The organism is Nocardia puris (genome assembly GCF_003315035.1).
Lineage (GTDB): Bacteria > Actinomycetota > Actinomycetes > Mycobacteriales > Mycobacteriaceae > Nocardia > Nocardia puris.
The window spans coordinates 208,099-230,231 of sequence record NZ_QNRE01000011.1; the positions used below are offsets into that span (position 1 = coordinate 208,099).

A 22,133-nucleotide genomic window follows, 5' to 3' on the forward strand; every position below is an offset into this window, starting at 1 on the left:
ACATGGACAAGATCAAGCTCAAACTCGCGGGCCTGGTGATGGTGCTGGCGCTGGTCGCGGTGGTGGCGATCGCGCTGACGATGTTCGTCGGCGGGTTCACCAAGACCGCCGAGATCCTGGTGCAGGCCCCGCGCAGCGGCCTGGTGCTCGACCCCGACGCCAAGGTGAAGGTGCGCGGCGTCGAGATCGGCCGGGTGGCCGCCGTCGAGCACACCGACGAGGGCGCCACCCTGCGCCTGGCGGTCGATCCGGCGCAGCTGAAGCTGGTGCCCGCCAACGCGGGCGTGGACATCCGCTCCACCACCGTGTTCGGCGCGAAGTACGTGAACTTCGTGGTGCCGCAGGACCCTTCGTCGTCCTCGATGGAACCGGGCGCCACCGTGGTCGCCGAGCAGGTCACCGTCGAGTTCAACACCTTGTTCCAGCACCTGTCCGATGTGCTGGCCAAGGTGGAGCCGGAGAAGCTGAACGCCACGCTCTCCGCGCTGGGCACGGCGTTGCAGGGGCGCGGGCAGTCGCTGGGCGAGCTGCTGGCCAACCTGGACGCCTACCTGCGCGAGATGAACCCGATGCTGCCCACGCTGCGGGAGGATTTCGCCAAGACGGCCGAGGTGACCGACCTGTACGCCGACACGGTGAACGATCTGCTGCGCACCGCGGACAACCTCGTCGTCACCGGGCAGACCTTCGTCGACGAGCAGAACGCGCTCGACGACGTGCTCGCCAACGTGGTCGGCCTGGCCGACACCACCGGTTCGGTGCTGCGCGAGAACGAGCAGAACCTGGTGACCGCGCTGGATCTGCTGCGCCCCACCACCGGCCTGCTCGCCGAGTACGCGCCGGGACTGAACTGCATGATCAACGCCATCGGCGCGCTGCTGCCGGTCGGTGAGGCGATGTTCGGCGGCATGCAGCCGGGCGTCACGATGAACACGAACTTCATGCCGGCCGCCGAGCCGTACAAGTATCCGGAGGATCTGCCGAAGGTGAACGCGACCGGCGGACCGCGCTGCGAGGGGCTGATGGACCGAGTACCCGGCAGTCATTCGAACTACGTCGTCACCGACACCAGTCAGGGCGCGCCCTACGTGCCGTCGATGAAGCTGGAGTTCAACGGCTCCAAGGTGTTTCAGCTGCTCTTCGGCGGCCTGCCGGGGGTGACCGGATGAGGAACACCAAGACCACGGTCAAGCTGGCGATCTTCACCCTGGTGATGACGCTGATCTTCGCCGGACTGGCGGTGGTGTTCAGCCAGATGCGGTTCGCCCGCGAGCACGGCTACCACGCCGTGTTCACCAGTTCCTCCGGAATGCTGCCGGGCGCGAAGGTGCGCATCGCCGGCGTGCCGGTCGGCTCGGTCAGCTCGGTGAAGGTGGGCGAGGACAACCTCGCGCACGTGAAGTTCGACGTGGACCGCAAGTACCGGCTGCTCACCAGCACGCGTGCCGCGATCAGGTACGAGAATCTGGTCGGCGACCGGTATCTCGAACTGCTCGACGGTCCCGGCACGGCCGACACCCTGCACGCGGGCGGCACCATCCCGACCGACCGCACCTCGCCCGCCCTCGACCTGGACATGCTGCTCGGCGGCTTCAAACCGCTGCTGCGCGGCCTGGATCCGGCGCAGGTGAACGATCTCACCAACGCGTTGTTGCAGATCTTCCAGGGCCAAGGCGGCACGCTGGTCTCGCTGCTGAACTCCGGCGGCGACTTCGCCAGGACGCTGGGCGAGCGCGACGCGCTGATCGGCAGCGTGATCGACAACCTCAACACCGTGCTGGCCACCATCGACGAGCGCGATCAACAGTTCGACACCACGCTGAACGAATTGCAGCGCCTGGTCAGCGGTTTGGCCGCCGACCGCGATCCGATCGGCGACGCGATTCCCCGGATCGCCGGCGCCACCGGTGATCTCACCGATCTGCTCGCCCAGGCCCGCCCCGACCTGCGCGCGACCGTCGAGCAGACCGGGCGGCTGGCCACCAACCTCGACAACGACTCCGACACCGTGGAGTGGGTGCTGGAGCGGTTGCCCGAGACCTACCGCAAGCTGATCCGAATCGGTTCCTACGGTTCGTTCCTCGCGCTCTACGTGTGCAGCACGAACTTCATCGTCGACGGTCCCGACGGCAACCCCCTGCACATCACCATGCCCGGCGGGCAGGACACGGGAAGGTGTGCACCCTGATGAGCGAGCAGAGATCTCCCGCCGTGACCATCGGCGTCGTCGGCATCGTCCTCGCGATCGCCATCGCGCTGTCGGCGTTGCAGTTCGACCGGCTGCCGTTCATCCGCGGCGGCGCCACCTTCACCGCGCACTTCGCCGATGCGGGCGGCCTGCTGCCGGGCGATCCCGTGCAGGTGGCGGGCGTGCGCTCCGGCCGGGTGGAGGACGTCGAGCTGGACGGCGCGAGGGTGCTGGTGCGGTTCACCCTGGACGAGGCGATCGTGCTGGGGGACAGGACATCCGCCGCGATCAAGACCAACACCGTGCTCGGTCGCAAATCGCTCGAGGTGGCGCCGCAGGGGGAGGGCGCACTGCGGCGCGACGACACCATCCCGCTGGAGCGCACCACGTCGCCGTATTCGCTCAACGACGCGCTGGGCGATCTCGCGGAGACCGTCGACGGACTGGACATGGTCAAGGTGGACCAGACGCTGGACGCGCTGTCGGAGACCTTCGCCGACACCCCGGCCCCGCTGCGCAACGCCCTCGACGGCGTCACCGAGCTCTCGCGCACCATCAACGCCCGCGATCGGGCGCTGTCGGAGCTGCTGACCAGGGCGCAGAATGTCACCAAGATCCTGTCCGACCGCAGCGCCCAGATCAACGCGCTGCTGCTGGACGGCAACGAACTGCTCGGCGAACTGGACCGCAGGCGCACCGCCATCGGCCAGCTCATCGTCTACGTCAACGGGCTGGCCCAGCAGTTGCGCGGGCTGGTCGCCGACAACGAAGCCCAGCTACGGCCCGCGCTGGAGCGGCTCAACTCGGTGGTGGACATCCTGCAGCGCAACCGGCAGAACATCACCGAAGCCCTCGACGGGCTCGGCCCGTTCGCCGCGGCACTCGGCGAGCAGGTCGGCAATGGCCCGTGGTTCAACGCTTACGTCGTCAACGCGACCAGCGTCGGCCTGCAACCCCTGGTCGACGCGCTGGTCTGGCCCGAGCATCTGCCCGCCGACCTGCGCAACTTCTTCTTGAACCCACCGCCCTCCATCGGGCCCGCGGTCCAGGAGCCGCCGCGATGAACCTTCCTGCCGCTGTCCGCAAGCCCCCGCGCTGGGCGCTGATCCTGGCCGGTGTAGTGGTCGCCGCCCTGGTGATCGCCGGTGTGTACCAAGGGGTCTCGAAGATCGGGACGAAGACCGTCACCGCCTACTTCCCGTCCACCACCGGCCTCTACGAGGGCGACGACGTGCGCGTGCTCGGCGTGAACGTCGGGCGCATCCACGACGTGGAGCCGGGACGTGACCAGGTGCGCGTGGAGTTCACCGTCGACCGCGGCGTGGACATCCCCGCCGACGCGCGCGCTGTTATCATCTCGCCCTCGCTGGTCTCGGCGCGGTTCATCCAGCTCGCCCCCGCCTACACCGGCGGGCCGAGAATGGCTGACGGCGCGACCATTCCGGTCGAGCGCACCGCCGTTCCGGTGGAGTGGGACGACATCAAGGCCGAATTGTCCAAGCTGGCTACGACTCTGGGCCCGGTGGGCGACGACGAGCAGGGCTCGTTCGGCCGGTTCGTGGAAACCGCCGCGGAGAACCTGGACGGCAACGGCGACCGGATGCGCGAGACGCTGCGCGAACTCTCGGCCACGCTGACCACGCTGTCCGACGGGCGCACCGACCTTTTCGGCACCGTGCGCAACCTGCAACAGTTCGTCGAAGTGCTCTCCGCGAGCAACGAGCAGATCGTGCAGTTCGGCGGCAGGCTGGCCTCGGTCTCCTCGGTGCTGGCCGGCGTGTCCGCGGATCTCGGTGCGGGCCTGGACAATCTGGATCTGGCGCTGGTCGATGTGAAGCGCTTCCTGGACGGCAGCGGCGCCGAGCTCACCGAGAGCGTGCAGCGGCTCGCCGACGCCACCCAGATCCTGGTGGACAAGCGCCCCGAGTTCGAGCGCGTGCTGCACTCGGGCCCGACGGCGCTGGTGAACTTCTACCAGCTGTACAAGCCCGCGCAGGGCACCATCACCGGCGCGGTCGCGCTCAACAACACAGCCGATCCGCTGAGCTTCCTGTGCGGTTCGATCCGCGCGCTGGAGGAGAACGATTCCGATCGCTCCGCCGACTTGTGCGCCCTGCACTTGGCGCCGGTGATCCAGTCGCTGGCCATGAACTACGTGCCGATCATGACGAACCCGGCGACCGGTGTGCACGCCTTCCCGAACCAGCTCACGTTCAGTCCGCCGAGTCTGGCGGCGAGCGCGCCGCCCGCGCCGACCAAGCCGGCGCCCGCGCCGGTCACCGTGCCGAACGGACTGCCCGGGCTGGCGATACCGGGGCTGGTGCTGCCGGGAGGAGGACGATGATGCGCACGCGACGCGGCACCACCGCACTGGCCGTCGGCCTGGCGCTCGCGCTGGGCGCCACCGGTTGCGAATGGGATGGCCTCAACTCGCTGCCGCTGCCCGGCGCCGAGGGCAAGGGTGAGGGCGCCTACGAGGTACGCATCCAGATGCCGAATGTCACCACGCTGACCAGGAACTCGCCGGTGCGCGTCGACGACGTGCCGGTGGGCACGGTCACCGGCATCGAAGTGCAGGACTGGCACGCGCTGGTCACCGTCTCGCTCAACGGCGATGTGCGGTTGCCCGCCAACGCGACCGCCCGGATCGGCCAGACCAGCTTGCTGGGCAGCAATCACGTCGAGCTGGCCGCACCTGCCGACGAGGCCCCCGAGGGGGAGTTGCGGGGCGGCGATGTGATCCCGCTGCGGCGCGCCGGCGCGTTCCCCACCACCGAGCAGGTGCTGTCCTCGCTGTCGGTGGTGCTCAACGGCGGCGGTGTCGCCCAGCTCGAGACCATCACCCGCGAACTGAACGCCGCGCTCACCGGTCGCGAGGACGCGATCCGGGATCTGTTGCCGCAGTTGGAGACCCTCACGTCGAACCTGCGTGATCAGACCGGCGACATCATGTCCGCGCTGGAGGGCTTGGACCGCCTCGGCGGGCAGCTGGCAGGCCAGCGCGACGTGCTCGCCAACGCGATCGACAACCTGCACCCCGCGCTCACGGTGCTCGCCGACCGCCGCGAGAACATCACCGGCGCGCTCACCGCACTGGGTGAACTCAGCGACGTGACGCAGCGCGTGATCGATGCGAGCGGGGAGAACCTGACGTCGAACCTGAACAGCCTGGTGCCCGTCCTGCGGCAGTTGGCCGACACCGGAGGCAATCTCAGCGAGTCGCTGACCATCCTGCTGACCTTCCCGTTCCCGATGCGGGGCCTGGACAACGCGATCAAGGGCGACTACCTCAACCTGTTCATGACCGTCGACATGACCGGTAAGCGCCTGGATTCCAACTGGCTCACCGGCACTCCGCTCGGCGGCCGGTTCGGCGGCGTGGAGGGTGTGGTCGGTAGCTTCGCGCCGAGCACCGCCAGCGATATGGGCAACCCGGCCACCGGGCCGCTCCAGACCGGGCCCGCACCGAATCCGCAAGCGACGCCGACCATTCCGGGTCTGCCGCCGATCCCGGGCCTGCCCGCCATTCCGGGGCTCACCGTTCCGCTGCCCGGCGCGGGTGAAGGGGGTGCGGGCCGATGAAGCTCACCAAGTTCGTCAAGACCCAGCTGGTCATCTTCGCCGTGCTCACGGTGATCGGCCTGACCGTCATGTCGGGCACCTACGTGCAATTGCCCGCGATGTTCGGCATCGGGCGCTACGACGTGACAGTGGAACTCGCCGCGACCGGCGGGCTTTACCAGAACGCGAACGTCGCCTATCGCGGCACGAACGTCGGCAAGGTGCGCGAGGTGCGGCTCACACCCGACGGCGTCGAGGCGGAGCTCTCCATCGACAGCGACTACAAGATCCCCGCCGACGTCGACGCCTGGGTGCGCAGCGTGTCGGCCATCGGTGAACAGTACGTGGACCTGATCCCGGTGCAGAATCCGCAGGGCGGGAATCTGGTTGCGGGATCGGTGATTCCGCAGAGCCGCACCCAGCTGCCGCAGGATGTGGGCACGCTGCTCGACCAGACCGACCGGTTGCTGTCCAGCGTCGCCGACACCCGGTTGCGGCAGGTGATCGACGAGGCGTTCCGCGCGTTCAACGGCGCCGGACCCGACCTGCAGCGCTTCATCGACTCGGCCTCGCTGCTGGTGCAGGAGGCGCAGAACGCGCAGGAGCCCACCAAGAAGCTGATCGAACAGATCGGGCCGTTGCTGGACACCCAGATCCGCTCCGATCCGGCCATCCGCTCGTGGACCGCCGACCTGGCGACGGTGACCGATCAACTGCGCCAACACGATCCGGCGCTGCGCGGCATCCTGCGCGAGGGACCGGCCGCCATGGAGCGAGTGACCACCCAGTTCGCCGACCTGCGGCCGACTCTGCCGCTACTGCTGTCGAACCTGGTGAGTCTCGGGCAGGTGAGCACCATCTATCACGCGGGTATCGAACAATTGCTTGTCGTATATCCGCCGTTGGTCGCGGCGTTGATGACGGCCGTGCGCGGACCCGTGGAGTACGGCGTCATGGTGGACTTCATGATGACGGTCAACGATCCGCCGGCCTGCACGACCGGCTTCCTCCCGCCGAACGAGCGGCGGTCCCCGAGCGAACTGAACTTCGTCGACACCCCGCCCGGCCTGTACTGCAAGATCCCGCAGGACTCACCCATCGAGGTGCGCGGCATCCGTAACACGCCCTGCATGGAGTTTCCCGGCGTGCGCGCGCCGACGCCGGAACTGTGCCGCACCGGGTACGTGCCGGAGGGCGACAACCCGCCGTTCGGCCCGCCGCAGCCGGTGGCTCCCGCGAGCGCGCCCGCCGATCCGGGACAGGTGGCTCCGGCTTCCTACAGCACACCCGCGGCGGCCAAGTCCTACGACCCGGAGACGGGCGTCTACATCGGCACCGACGGTCGCACGTATCGTCAGGGTGATATCGGACCGGGCGGTTCGGGAACGGTACCGTCGAGCTGGCAGGCGATGCTCGAGGAGCAGCAACGATGAGTGATACGAATTCGAACACACATCGGGGGCGCAGGAAGGCCGTGCGGTCCGCGGGGCCGCCCGTGGACGAGGCGGGGACGGTCGCCGGGGACGTGACGGTCCGCCTGGGTGGTGATGCGGTCGAATCCCGTTCGGCTGGTGGGGGATTCGGTGGTGGTGCCGGGGCTGTGTCGTCGGAGGGTGGCAAGGGCGCCGGCGCGGCTGGTTCGGTGCCGCTGGCGAAAGGCGGTGCGAGTGATGCCGGGCCGCAGGCGAAAGGCGTTGCCGGATCGGGCGATGCTGTGCGTCGGTCGACGGACGCTGCCGGTTCGGGCGTTGCCGAGTCGCTGACGAAGGGCGACCGTGGTGCGTCCGAGGCGGGCGATGCCGGCGGTTCGGTGCCGCTGACGAAGTCGGACAGCACCGATTCCGCGGAAACTGCCGTCGTGCTCTCGAAATCGGATGCCGCCGAATCCGATTCGGCCGACGCGAAGGCCGATGGCGAGTCCGCATCCGAGACGACCGGTCGGCCGGGTGTCGGGCGGATCCTGCTCGCGGCCGCCGCGGCCGTGCTCGTCCTCGCGCTCGTCGCGGGCGCGGTGGTCTCGGTGTTCCTCACCCGGTCCATCGACGAGCGCGACGCGCGCCGCGCCGAATACGTGCAGACCGCGCGGCAGGCGATCCTGAACCTCACCACCATCAACGCCGACTCCGCCAAGGAGGACATCGACCGCATCCTGTCGATGGCGTCGGGCCAGTTCAAGACCGAATTCGACGGCCGCGTCGACCCGTTCCTGAGCATCGTGCAGCAGGCCGAGGTGCGCTCCAGCGGCGAGATCGTGGAGGCGGCGCTGGAGAGCGACGCCGACGATTCCGCCAAGGTGCTCGTCGCCGCCAAACAGACCCTGACCAACGCGGGTCAGGCCGAACCGCAGACGCGGTTCTACCGGTTCCGCGTCACCGTCACCGACACCGACGGCGGTCTCACCGCCTCCAACGTGGAGTTCGTGCCATGACCAGAACCCGAGTACTGATCGCGGCGGGCGTCGCGGGCGCCGTCGCGCTGGCGGCGGTGATCGTGATGGGTGTCAACGGATTCCGCTACTGGAGCGACCGCGAGGCCGAACAGGCCAGGCAGGACGCCGCGGCCGCGGCCAGCCGCACGGTGGCCGCCATGTTCAGCTACGAGTTCGGCACCGTCGACACCGAACTCCCCAAGGCGGCCGACAACCTCTCCGCCGACTTCCGCGCCGACTACCTCAAACTCATCACCGAGGCCATCGCCCCCGGCGCCAAGGAAAAACAGCTCACCGTCCAAGCCACCACCCAAGCCGCCGGCATCGTCTCCGCCGAAGACGACCGCGCCGTAGTCCTGCTCTACCTCAACCAGATCACCACCAGCAAAGACTCCCCCCAAGGGACCACCACCGGCAGCCGAGTCCGCGTGACGGTCGACAAAACCGACGGACGGTGGCTGGTGGATTCGGTAACCCCGATCTAGAGGGTGTTGATACGCCGCCATCCGGTGGGGAGGGATCTATGGAATCCGAGACCTGTGCGGCCTTCGTGACACAACCGTCGGTCATCGCAGATCCATCGGGGGCAGGGCCGTGGGTTCGACGCTCAACGCCCGCAACACTTTTCGCAGGCCGATCAGGTCGTGCAACAGAGCTGCGCGCTCGATGTCCACCACGAGGCGGTGATCGACTCCGGCCAGTCCGGCCAGTTCGGTGCGGGTGAGGCCGTGGATCGCGCGTTCGTCCCGGACCACTCGCGCCAATGTCGACGGGTAGCGCAGGTACTCCCGCCGGGGGCGGTGCAATACCGACCACACGCGTTCCTTGTTCCCCGCGATGGCGTGCACGACCAAGTTTGACCCGCCGTCCAGCTCGGTCGGCGCGCGACCAGCCCACCAATCGACCAGCAGTCCGGCCGGATCATCGGCGGTGCGCAGCAGCCGCAATCGCTCCGCTGTGCGAGCCCGCAACTGGCCGGTCAGGCCCTCCAGCGACCGGGTGTGCAGCGCTCGTGTCAGCGCGCGCTGCGACGCCACCGACAGCGGTCGCCGCGCTGCCCGTCGCACGGGGGCCGGCGCGTCGATATCCCACCGCCGGCCCACCTTCACGGCGGACACCCCGCCTGTTCGCGCCAGCGCGCGAACTCGTCGCGGGGTCGGTGCGCACGGTCGCGCCGCCGTTGTAGGACACGTCGACGATATCGGGGCTGATGCTTCAGCAGTTGCCCGCCACCCGCTGTTCGGCGTGCGCCGCGCCCGCGAGCGCACTCGCGCCCACCACACCGGCCGCCGCGATCCCGATCATGGCGATTCCTTTCCGAAACACAGTCTCGTCCTCCCTGATGCCGACCGTTTCCGCGCGCGACCCCCGGGACGCACGGCTCTCCCTCGACCCCAGCCGCCGGATCGCTCACGCGTCGCGCGGCAATCGGACCGTAAAGATCGTTCCCTCGCCGGGCACGCTGCGCACGCCGACGGTTCCGCCGTGCGCTTCGACCAGCGCGCGCACGATCGACAGCCCCAGACCCGTCCCGCCGCTGGCGCGGGTGCGGGAGGTGTCGGTGCGGTAGAAGCGTTCGAAGACTCGATCCGCTTCGTCCGGCGGCAATCCGGGGCCGGTGTCGGCGACTTCCAGCACCACGTCATAGAGCTCGGGGGTGAGTGCGACCGTGATATCTGCGTCGGGTGGTGTGTGGGTGAGCGCGTTGTTCACCAGGTTGGCGAGCACTTGGCGCAATCGGGTCTCGTCGCCGTCCACCTCCAGAGTGCCCTTGCCGGAACGCACTTCGAGCGTGATCCGCCGATCGGTCGCGGTAGCGGCGGCGACGGCGCGCGCGCTGTGGACCGCGTCGCCCGCGAGGGTCAGCAGGTCGACCGGCCCGCGCTCCAGCGGCCGTTGCGCGTCCAGCCGCGCCAGCATCAGCAGGTCCTCCACCAGCACGCCCATGCGCTGGGCTTCGCGTTCGATGCGGTCCAGCACCAGCACCGGATCGTCGGTCGCGCCTTGGCGATACAGCTCGGCGAATCCGCGAATCGTGGTCAGCGGGGTGCGCAGTTCGTGGCTGGCGTCGGCGACGAAGCGTCGCATGGTCGCCTCGGAATCGCGCGCGGCGGCCTCCGACGCCTCGGTCGCCGCGAACGCCGACTGGATCTGGGCCAGCATGCCGTTCAGCGACCGCGACAGCCGATCCACCTCGGTGTCGTTGCCACGCACCGGAACTCGTCGGTGCAAATCGCCTTTGGCGATGGCCGCCGCGATATTCTCCACCCGCCGCAACGGCAGCAGGCTGCGGCGGATCACGAAATACGCCGCCAGCGCCAGCACCGCCAGCACCGCCGAGCCGACTGCCACTTGCAGCATCACCAATCGCCGCACGGTGTCGTCGTTCTGCGTGAGCGGGAGCGCCACGGTGGTGGCCACGTCGGGGGTGCGGACTTGCACCACGCGCCACCGCGTCGGATCGCCGTTCAAGGAGTCCACCGTCACCGGATGCGCCGCGGACACCGCGGTGAGATCAGGAACCGCCTCCACGTCGAACGGCTTGGACACGAAAGTGCCCGCGCCGTCGGCGTATTCGGTGGTCACGTAGAACGTGGTGGGGGTGCCGCGCTGGTCGGGCGGCGGGGCGGGGAGCGCGGGACGGATGGCCCGGACCCGCGACATCGCGGCGTCGGCCAACTGTTGATCGGTGCGGTTCATCAGCGAGTTCTGCAACGACGAGGTCACCGCGAGGCCCGACACCAGCAAGCCCAGCGCGGCCGAGATCACCAGCGCGAGAACCAAGGTCACGCGCAGCGGGACGGCCGACAGCCGATCGCCCACCGCCTTGCGCGCCCGGCTCAGCGGATCCTGCTCACGCCGAATCCGGTTCGGGCGTGCGGCCTTCCGCGTCGTCTGGTCGGCGGTCACGGCGTCCGGCTGCGGTCGGGCGCGCGCATCACGTACCCGACGCCGCGCAACGTGTGGATCAACCGTCGCTCCCCGGTGTCCACCTTCTTGCGCAGATACGACACGTAGGTCTCCACCACGCCCACCTCGCCGCCGAAGTCGTAGCGCCACACGTGATCCAGGATGCGCGGCTTGCTCAGCACCGTGCCCGCGTTCACCATGAAGTAGCGCAGCAGCGTGAACTCCGTCGGGGACAACGCGACCGGTTCGCCCGCCTTCCACACCTCGTGCGTGTCGTCGTCGAGTTCGATGTCCTCGAACCGCAGGCGCGGCGAATCCCGTACGGGCTCACCGTGACCCGCGCGCCGCAGCACCACCCGCAGCCGCGCGACCACCTCTTCCAGGCTGAACGGCTTGGTGATGTAGTCGTCGGCGCCCAGCGTGAGCCCGGCGACCTTGTCCTGCACGTCGTCGCGCGCCGTCAGGAACAGCACCGGCGCGTCGATGCCGTCGGCCCGCAGCCGCGGCAGCAGGCCGAAGCCGTCCATGCCGGGCATCATGACGTCCACGATCAACGCGTGCGGGCGGAACGAGCGCGCCCGGTCCAGCGCTTGGGCCCCATCGGCCGCCGTCTCGACCTCGAAGCCCTGGAACCGCAGACTCACCGACAGCAGTTCCACGATCATCGGCTCGTCGTCGACGACGAGCACCCTCGCCTCGGGAAGTCCCGCCGGTGCATCGTTCATACAGACCACGATCGTCCGCCCTGTTCAGGGCTTCCTGGGGAGTACCTGGGAACTTGCTGTGTCTTCGGCGCGCCGGGGCGCGCGGGTTCGCGGCCCTTTGTGTCTCGCGTCCCAGCGCTCGAGACTTGCGCTGGCGCGCGTGCGCTTCGAGCGCTGGGACGCCAGACGGCCGCGAACGGTCGGTCGTCGGGCTCCCTCCCCGGGGTGGTCGGGAGGGTGGGGATCGTGCGTTGTCAGTTGAGGGTTGGGGCGAGCCCGGTGAAGGTGTGCCGGTGTTTTTGGAGCGCTGGCTGGCGCGTGCGGGTTCGCGGCCGGTCGTCGGGCTCCGTCCCCGAGGTAGATGAGAGAGTGCGGATGGGGCGTTCGCGCCGGAAGGAGAACCTGCTCGGGATGGACCCCCACGTGATCAGCGCCGTGGGGTCTCCGACTCCGAATAGGTGTCCTCGTCCGTCAGCAGCGCGCTGCCCGCGACCTGTCCCTGCGCGAGCGCGTCGAGGAAGGCGCGGGCCCAGCGGTCGACGTCGTGGGCCAAGACCTGGCGGCGCAGCGAGCGCATGCGGCGGCGTTTGGTGTCGCGGTCGTCGTCGAGGGCGGAGACGATCGCGTCCTTGACGCTGTCCAGGTCGTGCGGGTTGCACAGGTAGGCCTGGCGCAGTTCGGCCGCCGCGCCGGTGAATTCGCTCAACACCAGCGCGCCGTTGAGGCCGCTGTGGCAGGCGACGTACTCCTTGGCCACCAGGTTCATCCCGTCGCGCAGCGGCGTCACCAGCATGGCGTCGGCGGCGACGAAGAACGCGATCAGCTCGTCGCGCGGGATCGGCCGGTGCAGGTAGTGCACCACCGGGTACCCGACGCGCGCGAACTCGCCGTTGATGCGGCCCACCTGGCGTTCGATATCGCCGCGCATCTGGATGTAGCTCTCCACGCGCTCGCGGCTGGGCGTCGCCAGCTGCACCATCACCGTCTCGTGCGGGTCGACGCGCCCCTCCTCGAGCAGCTCCTGCAACGCGTTGAGCCGGATGTCGATGCCCTTGGTGTAGTCCAGGCGGTCCACCCCCAGCAGGATGTTCTTGGGATTGCCCAGCTCGGCGCGGATCTTCGCGGCCCGCTCCTTCACCGACCGGCGGCGCGAATGCTCGTCCAGCTCCGCCGAGGCGATCGAGATCGGGAACGCGCCCACCCGCACCGTGCGGAAACCGACCTGCACCACACCCAGCTTGGACCGCACACCCACCGTGCCCCGCGAGGTGGGCTGTCCGGCCAGCCGCCGCGCCAGGTACAGGAAGTTCTGCGCGCCGCCCGGCAGGTGGAAACCGATCAGGTCCGCGCCGAGCAGACCCTCGATGATCTCGGTCCGCCACGGCATCTGCATGAACAGCTCGACCGGCGGGAACGGGATGTGCAGGAAGAACCCGATGGTGAGGTCCGGGCGCAGCATCCGCAGCATCTTCGGCACCAGCTGCAACTGGTAGTCCTGCACCCACACCGTCGCGCCCTCGGCGGCGACCTTCGCGGTGGCCTCGGCGAACCGGCGGTTGACGTTCACATACGCCGCCCACCAGGCCCGATCGTAGGTCGGGCGCACGATCACGTCGTGGTACAGCGGCCACAGCGTGCCGTTGGAGAAGCCCTCGTAGTAGTCGGCCACCTCCTGCGCCGTCAGAGGCACCGGATGCAGTTCGAGGCCGTCCTCGATGATCGGGTCGACGTCCACGTCCGGGACGCCGGCCCACCCCACCCAGGCCCCTTTGTTATTGCGCAGCACCGGCTCCAGCGCGGTGACCAGGCCACCGGGACTGCGCTTCCAGCGGGACGTGCCGTCGGGCAGCCGTTCGAGGTCGACGGGCAGACGATTGGCGACGACGACGAATCCGGAACCCGAATCACCGGGTCGCAGATCGGACTCCGACCGGTCGGAATCCGCCGGTGCGGACAGGGTGGGCTCGGAATCGTCGGACGTCTTGTCGTTCATCTGGTCCACTCACGCATCCTTCGCGCTGATCCCCACGGAGTCGCAGGTCCCAATGGAGTTGTCGATCGGTTTCGACGGCGCCGTTGTCGTCGAGCGGGGTCGGCCGTTATTCGGTGCGGCTGCCCGGGCCGATGCCGAGCATCGACAGCAGCATCCGGCACTCGTCGGCATCCGCCGCGTAGGCCGCCACCACGCGCTGCGCCTGGCGGGCGGTCTCGTCGGCGAGTGGTTCCAGGTCGTCGTCCGCGATATCGTTCGCGCTGCCCTTCGCGGCCATCTTCTTGTCCTCCCGGCTGATTACGCTCGTACGTGCGAGTAGTCCATGGTAGGTGACTTCCCCGCGTACACGGCTGCTGGTGCCAGTATCCCGTGTTCGTCGCGATCGGGCGGGGCTGGGGATACCGTGGGGCAGCACCAACTGACGAAAGGGTCGACGATGCCGCTGGCGACGGTGAACGGAATTTCGCTCAACTACCAGGTCAAAGGTGACCGGGCGAAGGGCACCGACACCAAGGGTGGCGGGCCGCTGGTGGTGATGATCATGGGCACCGGCAGCCCCGGCCGCGTGTGGGAACTGCACCAGGTGCCCGCGCTGGTCGCCGCGGGCTACCGGGTCTGCACCTTCGACAACCGGGGCATCGCGCCGTCCTACGAATCCGCGGCGGGCATCACCATCGACGATCTGGTCGCCGACACCGCGGGCCTCATCGAACTGCTCGACGAGGGTCCCGCGCTGGTCGTGGGCACCTCGATGGGCGCGCGCGTCACCCAGGAACTGGCCCTGGCCAGGCCCGATCTGGTGCGCAAGGCCGTGTTCATGGCCGGGCACGGGCGCCTCGACCAGTTCCAGAAGACGCTCTCGCTGGGCGAACACGATCTCGACGCCGGCGGTGTGAAACTGCCGCCCAAGTACGAGGCCGCCATCACGGCGGTGATGAACCTGTCGCCGGCCACCATGGCCGACGTCAACGCCGCCCGCGACTGGCTCGACCTGTTCGAATTCACCGGCGGACCGGTCACCCCCGGTATCCGCGCGCAGCGGCGGATGGACCACGACTTCGACCGCGTGCAGGCCTATCGCGGCATCACCGTGCCCAGCCTTGCCATCGGCTTCGCCGACGACCGCATGATCCCGCCGTACCTCACCAGGGAGGTCGCCGAGGTCATCCCCGGCGCCCGCTACCAGGAGATTCCCGACGCGGGCCACTTCGGCTACCTGGAACGTCCCGAGGCCGTCAACAAGATCCTGCTCGATTTCTTCGCGGGGTGAACCGTCGTGTGCGAGAGTCCGTGAGGTAATCGCCCAGCCGTAACGTCTCCCTTGCTAGGGTCGACACAACGCCCAGGGAGTCTTCCGGGACGAGTGCGCCGTGTTCCACGGGCCCGCGCCGGAGCGACCCCAGGGGCGATCCCGTACAAAGCGCCAGTATCCAGTGAGGTGAAATTGAGCACCAATCCCTTCGATGACGAAGACGGCCGCTTCTTCGTTCTGGTCAACGACGAGGAACAGCACTCCCTGTGGCCCGCCTTCGCCGAGGTCCCGGCCGGGTGGCGGGTCGTGTTCGGTGAGGACAGCCGCGCTGCCTGCGTCGAGTACGTCGAGAAGAACTGGACCGATATGCGTCCCAAGAGCCTGCGCGACGCGATGGCCGCCGACGACGCGGCCCGGCAGGGCGCCCAGTCCTGACCCGCGGTATCCGATACTGCGCCGGGAACAGCTGAACCCCGCCGCGCGGCACCGAAACCCGGTGCCGTGCGGCGGGTATCCCCGGCTATGATGGGCACCGCTTCCCGCCTCCTTAGCTCAGTGGTAGAGCACCGCTCTTGTAAAGCGAAGGTCGTCAGTTCAATCCTGACAGGGGGCTCCAAACTTGATCGGCGGCCGGATTCTTCCGGTCGCCGATCACTGTTTACGGGAGGACTCAGCCGGGTGGCCCGCTCGCGAACGTGGCGGGCGGCTCAGTACTCGGGGCGTGACCCCGCTCAGCCGCGGCTGGCGTGTTCGCCGTTCTCCGCGCTCGGCGGGAGGGCGGGGTCGCCGACCGAGACGAAATTCAGGTCGACGCGGTAGCCGAGGGTGTGGGCGGTGCGGGCCAGGTCGCGCAGGGTGAGGTTGCGGCGGCCGTTGAGGCGGCGGGCGAGTTCGGTGGGGTGGGTGCTGAGCAGGGCGGCCAGGTCGTGGCGGGTGAGGCCGGCGGTGGTCATGGCGCCGGCGATGAGGTCGGTCGCGTCGAACAGCAGTTGGTCTTCGGCGTCCTTCGCCGCGGCCTCCGGCGTCCTGGTGAACCACGTGGTCGTCATGCCCTGCTTCCCCCTCGATGTCGTGTTCGCGATCAGGTGACGTTTGATACCACAACGGGATTCGCGCCGCGCCGGGTTCTGTGGAGGCCGCGAGATATCAGCGGCGAGTCGGCGTTGCGCCGCGGTGGGCACCCGCGCCGATCACGTTCGTGCGCCCGCTGGTCGCGGCGGTGGAGGCATACTGCCTGGCGTGCGCGGCGTCGTCTCGCATCAAGGCGCTCATGCCGTCGACAGGGGCGCGGCACGCTGGGCGGAGGGGAGCGGATGTGGAGTTGATTCCGGTGACGCCGCCGGGGGTCGTCGGACCCGTGGACGAAGTGCTGCGGGAACGGTGGGAACGATCGCGCCGATTTCTGCGCTACGCGTTCGTGGCGATCCCCGGCGCCGGGGTGGTGTTCGCGGCAGTGCTGACCATCGCGCGCGGCGTACCCGGTGGGTTGGAGGGAGTGCGGCCGCTGGTCATCGGCGGTGCCGCGCATGTCGCCATGGTGTTCGCGGCGGCTCCCGCGGTGGGCGGAGTCCTGCTGTTGCGCCCGCGGAGCCCGGCGGCGTGGTCGGCGTTGCAGCATCCGAAGGCGTGGGGGTGGTTCGCGGGCGGAATCGTGATGGTGCAGGGGATCGTGGCCGATCGAATCGCGAGTCTCGTCGGTGCCGCGTCCGGTGACGTGTGGTGGTCGGGCCTGTTCCTGGTGCTGCTCGCGGTGGTGGGAGCCGCGGGGTGGAGCGGGTGGCGCGCCGGTCACGAGTTTCTGGAGCCGATGCACGCCGCGCTCGGCGACACGGGCATCGCCGTCGACATCATGCGCGAATCCAGTTGGGACTACGGGGTGGCCGTGGTGCTGAATTCGACGGTGGTGACGGTGCACGCCGACGCCCTCACCGTCCTCCGCCGTGGCGGCCGATTCGGATTCCTCCCCGGCAGCAACGTGCGATTCGACCGCGTCGTCGCTGTGCGCAGCGGGTGGGCGCCACCTGGCTCCGCGGGAAACCTGTGGACCGAGCTGCCGGTCGGTGCCGCCGACCGCATCCCGCCGACCACTCCGGCGGTGGTGATCCGCACCGTGGATCGGGACATCGTCCTCACCATCGGTAACGCCGCCTTCGCCGCCGAACTCCTGCACCGCCGGCTCCTCCGCTACGCGGCCTTGCGCCGATACCCGGGACCGGGCTCGCGCCGACCGAGCCCGCCTTACGGCCCGACTTCGAAATAAAGGGAACCGATCGGTCGGCCGCCGCGTCCAACCTCTATGAACACACCCTGTACCCAACCCGGAGGAGGCCGCGGTGACCAGCAGCTTCACCGTCGAACTGGCGGATCTGCGCAAACACGCCGAGTCGTGCGGCGATTTCGGTGACCGCGTCGCGTACGCCGCCGAGGCCGCCCGGCACCTGATGCTGCTCGACGACGGCTACGGCATGTTCGCCACGCCGTTCGTCACGGCGGTGAAGATGGTGCAGGCCACGGCCGCCCTCGCACTCACCGGTATGGGCACCGCCCTCGAGGCCACCGCCGACAAGATCGTCACCTGCGCCGACACCTTCCAGGAGCTCGACACCGAGCGCGGTTCCGAACTGGACGGCTGCGAGATCGGCGACGGGCCGCGCTGAGCGGCCGGAGAACATCATGACGACGCCTTTTCTCACCGATCCGGCCCGGATCGACAACTCGCTGATCGAGACCGGCACCGACAGTCGCAACGCCTACCACCAGTCCGGCCCGCTCGGCCTGTTCGTCACCACGTCCGATTCTTCCGACACGCTCGGCATGACGCGCGGGCTCACCTTGTTCGAGGGCTTCGACGAGATCCAGGACGGAATGAACCGCGGCGACCCGGGCGTGTTCGAACTCGGTGTCGTGGCCGTCGGGCTCGAGATGGCCGCGATGTACTCGGATCCGGTCGCCTACGTGGCCGGTCAGATCGTGTCCTGGATGCTGGAGCACATCAAGCCCGTCCGGGAGGTGTTCGACAAGCTGGCGGGCAACCCCGACATGATCAAGGCCTACTCACAGTCGTGGACCAATATCGGCAACCACGTCGAGGAGGTCGCCTGCGATATGAAGGCAGCGGTCACCGGCGACACCGCGAAGTGGGAAGGGCTGGCCGCCAACGCCTATCGCGTCTACGCCGGTGTTCAGACGGCGCAGGTCGCCTCGCTCGCCGCGGCCTCGTACGGTCTGGCCGAGCTGACCCGTGCGATGGGGGAGATCATCGGCGGTGTGCGCACCGCAGTCCGCGACATCCTGGCCGGTATCGCGGGCAAGCTGGTGTCGTGGACGCTGAAACTCGCGTTCTCCGTCGGTACGGCCACGCCCCTGGTGATCTCGGAGGCCGTCGCCAAGATCGCCGAGACCATTTCGGACGTGTCGCTGCTGCTGAAGGCGCTCGCCAAGGACGTGAAGGAGTTCGGCACCACCGCCGTGGCGATCCGCGATCTGATCGACGGCCTGTACAAAGCGCTGGCGGGCAAGGACTCTCAGAACACGAAGGCGGTGCTGGGGCTCATCACCTGACGACGGGACGCCGAACCGATTGGGGCGGAGCCGGTTCCGGGCCGCGTAGGGGGCGGCCCGGGACTCGCGTCAGTCCGGGACGTTGGCGCCGTGGCCGAGGTCGCGCAGGGCCTGCTTGATCTTGGCCTGCGCCTCGTCGAGGGATTCGGCGGACGGGTTGGGGTCGGCGCCGGAGATGTCGAAGTCGCCGAGGGAGTAGGCGGGGAACACGTGCACGTGCAGGTGCGGGACCTCGAGCCCGGCGATGAGCAGGCCCGCGCGGGGCGCCTCGAACGCCGCGCGCACGGCCTGCCCGACCTTCTGGGCGACGACGTTCAACCGCGCGAAGGTGTCGGGATCGATGTCCTGCCACTGGTCGATCTCCGCGCGCGGCACCACGAGCGTGTGGCCCTGGGTGACAGGGGCGATGGTCAGGAAGGCGACGAATTCGTCGTCCTCCCAGACGAATCGGCCCGGAAGCTGACCGGCGATGATCGCACTGAAGACGGAAGCCATGTCCGCAGCGTAGTACCGCTACACCCCGACGAAGTGGGAGAGGATGCCCTGCACCTCGTAGATGTCGACCTGCCGGTTGAACTTCTTCTGCACCGGCGCGTCCATGCTGGACACCCAGATGATCAGCTCGGCGTCCATATCGAAGGTGCCCGCCGTCTCGACCGCGAAATGCGTGATGGAGCGGTACGGGATGCTGTGGTAGCTCACCTTCCGTCCGGACAACCCCTGCTTGTCGACCAGGATCAGGCGGCGGTTGGTGAACAGGATGGCGTCGCGCACCAGCAGGTACGCGGCGTAGATCTGTTCGCCGTTGCCGAGCAGCTTCGCGTACTCCTGCTGCGCCTGTCCCGGATCGATGCGTCCGGCGTTGCCCATCAGTCCGTCGATCAGACCCATGATCTCTACGTCCTTCGCGGCGTCGGTGGTGGGCGGGACGGCGTGCCCCGGCCTCCCCACCCATGATCCACGCGTCGCGGGCGCGAGGGGGGAAACGCCGTAACCGAATTCGCGAGTGGCCGCCGAACGGCGCGTGAACGGCGGGTGACCAAGAGGCCGATGCCCGGCGGGGCGGCGCGGCGGGTCACCTAAGCTGTCGTGCGTGCGCGTACTCGTCATCGGATCCGGAGCCCGTGAACATGCCCTCGTCCAGGCTCTGCGCCGCGACCCGGGGGTGAGCGCGATCTACGCCGCGCCGGGCAACGTGGGCATCGCCCAGCACGCACAGGTGCGCCCGGTGGACGCGTCCTCGGGGGAGGCGGTGGTGGCACTGGCCACCGAGCTGTCCGCCGATCTGGTCGTCATCGGTCCCGAGGTGCCGCTGGTGCTGGGCGTGGCCGACGCGGTGCGCGCGGCGGGCATCGCCTGCTTCGGCCCCTCGGCCGCGGCCGCGCGGATCGAAGGCTCCAAGGCGTTCGCCAAGGACGTGATGGCCGCGGCGGGCGTGCGCACCGCGCACAGCGAGATCGTGGACAACCCCGCCGACCTCGACGCCGCGCTGGACCGGTTCGGCCCCACCTGGGTGGTCAAGGACGACGGCTTGGCCGCGGGCAAGGGCGTGGTGGTCACCGCCGACCGGCTGGCGGCCCGCGATCACGGCGCCGAACTGCTCGAGCAGGGCCATCCGGTGCTGCTGGAGTCGTTCCTCGACGGCCCGGAGGTCTCCCTGTTCTGCCTGGTGGACGGCGAGACGGTGGTGCCGCTGCTGCCCGCGCAGGATCACAAGCGCGTCGGCGACGGCGACACCGGCCCGAACACCGGCGGAATGGGCGCGTACACGCCGCTGCCGTGGCTGGCTCCCGAGACCGTCACCGCGATCGTGGAGGACGTGGTCAAGCCGGTCGCCGCCGAACTGGTGCGCCGCGACTGCCCGTTCTCCGGCCTGCTCTACGCCGGTTTGGCGATCGGTGCGGCGGGCCCGGCCGTGGTCGAATTCAATTGCCGCTTCGGCGATCCCGAGACCCAGGCGGTGCTGGCGCTGCTGGAGAGCCCGCTCGGCGAACTGCTCAACGCCACCGCCACCGGCACGCTCGCGCAGGTGGCGCCGCCGCGCTGGCGCGACGGCGCGGCCGTCACGGTCGTGGTGGCCGCCGAGAACTACCCGGGCCGCCCGCGCGTGGGCGATGTGATCACGGGGGCGGGCGAGTCGGCCGACGAATCCGCCGCCGTGCTGCACGCGGGCACCGCGACCCGCGAGGACGGCGCCCTGGTGTCGGCGGGCGGGCGCGTGCTCAGCGTGGTCGGGGTGGGCGAGGACCTGTCCGAGGCGCGCGACCGGGCCTACGAGCGCATCGCCTCGATCAAGCTCCCCGGCAGCCACTTCCGCACCGACATCGGCCTGGCCGCCGTCGAGGACCGGATCACCGTCCCGGGCTAGCCGCACCAGCGGCTTCCGCCACCAGCCATGACGGTGGTCACGGCTATTTCCCGACCGGCCGGCGGTCGTCGCGTCCAGTGCACGCCGGCCGGGTGTGCCCGGCCACCGTGCTTGTCCCTCAGAAACTCAACCCGCGCTGCGCCAGCCAGGCGCGCGGGTCGACGTACTGTCCGCCGACGATCACCTCGAAGTGCAGGTGCGGGCCGGTGGAGTCGCCGCGGTTGCCCATGCGGGCGATCTGCATACCGGCCGGGACGCGTTCGCCGACCGAGACGAAGAAGTCGTACATGTGCCCGTAGACGGTGATGGCGCCGTCGTCGTGGCGGATGCGCACCCACAGGCCGAAGCCCTGCGCGGGCCCCGCGTCGATGACGGTGCCGCCGGCCACGGCGTAGATCGGGGTGCCGATCGGGCCCGCGACGTCGATGCCGTTGTGGAAGGTGCCCCAGCGGGTGCCGAATCCGGAGGTGAAGACGCCGCGGGTGGGCAGTACGAACCCGCTGCCGCCGGGCAGGATCGAGCCGGGGGGCAGCGGCGCGGTGCCGCCCATCCAAGGCTGCCATTCGCCCGCGGCCGCGGCGGCCGCCTCGGCTTTCGCCCGCTCCAGCGTGGCGCGGGCCGCGGCGGCGACCACCGCGGCCTCGCGCAGCCGTTCACCGTTGGCGATGGCGTCGAGGTAGCGGCGCACCGACGGGGGAGTGGACTGCATCTGCTGCGGCTGGGCGAAGAAGACGCGCTGCGCCTCGTTCGGCCCGGGTGTGCGAGTCGACAGACCCCAGTCGAACGGCGAATCCGCGCCCGCCAGCACGAGCACGGCGATCAACCCGCCGATGAGCACGCGATGTTTGCGCAGCAAGGCCCGGTAGTCGCGGCGCTTCTGTTCCTCCCACAGCTCCCGCAGATCGGGGCGCGGACGGTTGCGCAGGTCGTCGACCATCCGACGGGCGCGACGCCACAGATCTCGGGCGGTGTGATCTTTCCGGAAAGCGGCGCGCCGATCGGGCGGTATGACCCCGATGCCACCCGCTCCACGTACCCGATCAAGCCCAGCGCGGCGAGCCTCGTCAAGCATTACGCACGACCTTAGCCGTGCCGAGTGACCCGGCGCACGGACGAGGGGTGGATGTGGTGCGCAAGTCGCCATTGCCGGGGTGGGGGCGCGGCGCAG

At 69.3% G+C, this 22,133-nt stretch carries 23 protein-coding genes and 1 tRNA gene; 15 read left to right on the plus strand and 9 right to left on the minus strand.

Going from position 1 to position 22,133, the window contains the following annotated elements:
* The first annotated feature begins 2 nt into the window (after nucleotides 1–2).
* The 8 genes from DFR74_RS24815 to DFR74_RS24850 are packed head-to-tail and all read left to right on the plus strand — an operon-like array spanning nucleotide 3 to nucleotide 8,662.
* The gene (locus tag DFR74_RS24815) at nucleotides 3–1,169 is read left to right on the plus strand and encodes an MCE family protein (RefSeq protein ID WP_067505263.1); all 1,167 of its coding nucleotides are present in this window, start codon (nucleotides 3–5) and stop codon (nucleotides 1,167–1,169) included.
* Nucleotides 1,166–2,188 carry a virulence factor Mce family protein gene (locus tag DFR74_RS24820; protein ID WP_067505260.1) on the plus strand — a complete coding sequence of 341 codons (1,023 nt, stop codon included), beginning with the start codon at nucleotides 1,166–1,168 and terminating at the stop codon, nucleotides 2,186–2,188. The genes DFR74_RS24815 and DFR74_RS24820 overlap by 4 nt, the downstream gene beginning before the upstream one ends.
* A complete protein-coding gene (locus tag DFR74_RS24825; protein ID WP_067505257.1) occupies nucleotides 2,188–3,252 on the plus strand; it encodes an MCE family protein in 1,065 nt (354 codons plus the stop codon). Before DFR74_RS24820 ends, DFR74_RS24825 begins: the two co-directional genes overlap by 1 nt.
* On the plus strand, nucleotides 3,249–4,532 hold the full coding sequence (locus DFR74_RS24830; protein ID WP_067505254.1) for an MCE family protein: 1,284 nt from the start codon (nucleotides 3,249–3,251) through the stop codon (nucleotides 4,530–4,532). Before DFR74_RS24825 ends, DFR74_RS24830 begins: the two co-directional genes overlap by 4 nt.
* Nucleotides 4,532–5,770: an MCE family protein gene (locus tag DFR74_RS24835; protein WP_067505251.1), complete on the plus strand. Its 1,239-nt coding sequence runs from the start codon at nucleotides 4,532–4,534 to the stop codon at nucleotides 5,768–5,770. The genes DFR74_RS24830 and DFR74_RS24835 overlap by 1 nt, the downstream gene beginning before the upstream one ends.
* Complete coding sequence (locus DFR74_RS24840) at nucleotides 5,767–7,182, plus strand: MCE family protein (RefSeq protein ID WP_067505248.1); 1,416 nt, start codon at nucleotides 5,767–5,769, stop codon at nucleotides 7,180–7,182. The genes DFR74_RS24835 and DFR74_RS24840 overlap by 4 nt, the downstream gene beginning before the upstream one ends.
* Nucleotides 7,179–8,177: a hypothetical protein gene (locus DFR74_RS36735; RefSeq protein WP_198161687.1), complete on the plus strand. Its 999-nt coding sequence runs from the start codon at nucleotides 7,179–7,181 to the stop codon at nucleotides 8,175–8,177. The genes DFR74_RS24840 and DFR74_RS36735 overlap by 4 nt, the downstream gene beginning before the upstream one ends.
* On the plus strand, nucleotides 8,174–8,662 hold the full coding sequence (locus tag DFR74_RS24850; RefSeq protein WP_067505244.1) for a h domain protein: 489 nt from the start codon (nucleotides 8,174–8,176) through the stop codon (nucleotides 8,660–8,662). Before DFR74_RS36735 ends, DFR74_RS24850 begins: the two co-directional genes overlap by 4 nt.
* An 81-nt stretch (nucleotides 8,663–8,743) precedes the next feature.
* Here the strand turns inward: DFR74_RS24850 and DFR74_RS24855 are convergent, their stop codons facing one another.
* The 5 genes from DFR74_RS24855 to DFR74_RS36180 all read right to left on the minus strand — a co-directional run bounded on the left by DFR74_RS24855 (nucleotide 8,744) and on the right by DFR74_RS36180 (nucleotide 14,061).
* Complete coding sequence (locus DFR74_RS24855; protein WP_147265911.1) at nucleotides 8,744–9,286, minus strand: helix-turn-helix domain-containing protein; 543 nt, start codon at nucleotides 9,284–9,286, stop codon at nucleotides 8,744–8,746.
* A 301-nt stretch (nucleotides 9,287–9,587) separates the two neighbouring features.
* A complete protein-coding gene (locus DFR74_RS24860) occupies nucleotides 9,588–11,000 on the minus strand; it encodes a sensor histidine kinase (protein WP_067505350.1) in 1,413 nt (470 codons plus the stop codon).
* 83 nt (nucleotides 11,001–11,083) lie between these two features.
* The gene (locus tag DFR74_RS24865) at nucleotides 11,084–11,812 is read right to left on the minus strand and encodes a response regulator transcription factor (protein WP_067505236.1); all 729 of its coding nucleotides are present in this window, start codon (nucleotides 11,810–11,812) and stop codon (nucleotides 11,084–11,086) included.
* A gap of 406 nt (nucleotides 11,813–12,218) precedes the next feature.
* On the minus strand, nucleotides 12,219–13,784 hold the full coding sequence (locus DFR74_RS24870; protein WP_084537402.1) for an alpha,alpha-trehalose-phosphate synthase (UDP-forming): 1,566 nt from the start codon (nucleotides 13,782–13,784) through the stop codon (nucleotides 12,219–12,221).
* 106 nt (nucleotides 13,785–13,890) lie between these two features.
* Nucleotides 13,891–14,061 carry a hypothetical protein gene (locus DFR74_RS36180; protein ID WP_170160797.1) on the minus strand — a complete coding sequence of 57 codons (171 nt, stop codon included), beginning with the start codon at nucleotides 14,059–14,061 and terminating at the stop codon, nucleotides 13,891–13,893.
* A 159-nt stretch (nucleotides 14,062–14,220) separates the two neighbouring features.
* Here DFR74_RS36180 and DFR74_RS24875 point away from each other — a divergent pair, with 159 nt between their 5' ends.
* The 3 genes from DFR74_RS24875 to DFR74_RS24885 all read left to right on the plus strand — a co-directional run bounded on the left by DFR74_RS24875 (nucleotide 14,221) and on the right by DFR74_RS24885 (nucleotide 15,652).
* Nucleotides 14,221–15,054 (plus strand): alpha/beta fold hydrolase, encoded by an 834-nt coding sequence (locus tag DFR74_RS24875; protein WP_067505233.1) that lies wholly within the window; start codon nucleotides 14,221–14,223, stop codon nucleotides 15,052–15,054.
* A 174-nt stretch (nucleotides 15,055–15,228) separates the two neighbouring features.
* Entirely contained in the window at nucleotides 15,229–15,471 is a 243-nt protein-coding gene (locus tag DFR74_RS24880) for an MbtH family protein (RefSeq protein ID WP_011207082.1), read from the plus strand.
* A 106-nt stretch (nucleotides 15,472–15,577) separates the two neighbouring features.
* Nucleotides 15,578–15,652 (plus strand) — tRNA-Thr (locus tag DFR74_RS24885).
* A 115-nt stretch (nucleotides 15,653–15,767) separates the two neighbouring features.
* Here DFR74_RS24885 and DFR74_RS35560 read toward each other — a convergent pair.
* Complete coding sequence (locus tag DFR74_RS35560) at nucleotides 15,768–16,085, minus strand: helix-turn-helix domain-containing protein (protein ID WP_067505230.1); 318 nt, start codon at nucleotides 16,083–16,085, stop codon at nucleotides 15,768–15,770.
* Nucleotides 16,086–16,351: 266 nt separating this feature from the next.
* Between DFR74_RS35560 and DFR74_RS24895 the strand changes: the two genes are divergently transcribed.
* From DFR74_RS24895 to DFR74_RS24905, 3 genes are all read left to right on the plus strand, one after another.
* Entirely contained in the window at nucleotides 16,352–17,296 is a 945-nt protein-coding gene (locus DFR74_RS24895; protein ID WP_067505227.1) for a hypothetical protein, read from the plus strand.
* Between the two features lie 73 nt (nucleotides 17,297–17,369).
* Nucleotides 17,370–17,693: a type VII secretion target gene (locus DFR74_RS24900; protein WP_067505224.1), complete on the plus strand. Its 324-nt coding sequence runs from the start codon at nucleotides 17,370–17,372 to the stop codon at nucleotides 17,691–17,693.
* Between the two features lie 16 nt (nucleotides 17,694–17,709).
* Complete coding sequence (locus tag DFR74_RS24905) at nucleotides 17,710–18,597, plus strand: WXG100 family type VII secretion target (protein WP_067505221.1); 888 nt, start codon at nucleotides 17,710–17,712, stop codon at nucleotides 18,595–18,597.
* Nucleotides 18,598–18,666: 69 nt separating this feature from the next.
* Here the strand turns inward: DFR74_RS24905 and DFR74_RS24910 are convergent, their stop codons facing one another.
* Entirely contained in the window at nucleotides 18,667–19,092 is a 426-nt protein-coding gene (locus tag DFR74_RS24910; protein WP_067505218.1) for an HIT family protein, read from the minus strand.
* 18 nt (nucleotides 19,093–19,110) lie between these two features.
* Nucleotides 19,111–19,488: a PH domain-containing protein gene (locus DFR74_RS24915; protein WP_067505215.1), complete on the minus strand. Its 378-nt coding sequence runs from the start codon at nucleotides 19,486–19,488 to the stop codon at nucleotides 19,111–19,113.
* Between the two features lie 202 nt (nucleotides 19,489–19,690).
* On the opposite strand from DFR74_RS24915, the gene purD reads away from it, so the two are divergent.
* Nucleotides 19,691–20,965: a phosphoribosylamine--glycine ligase gene (gene purD, locus DFR74_RS24920; RefSeq protein ID WP_067505212.1), complete on the plus strand. Its 1,275-nt coding sequence runs from the start codon at nucleotides 19,691–19,693 to the stop codon at nucleotides 20,963–20,965.
* A 118-nt stretch (nucleotides 20,966–21,083) separates the two neighbouring features.
* On the opposite strand, the gene DFR74_RS24925 is transcribed toward purD, so the two are convergent.
* Complete coding sequence (locus DFR74_RS24925) at nucleotides 21,084–22,037, minus strand: M23 family metallopeptidase (RefSeq protein ID WP_067505209.1); 954 nt, start codon at nucleotides 22,035–22,037, stop codon at nucleotides 21,084–21,086.
* Nucleotides 22,038–22,133: the final 96 nt, after the last annotated feature.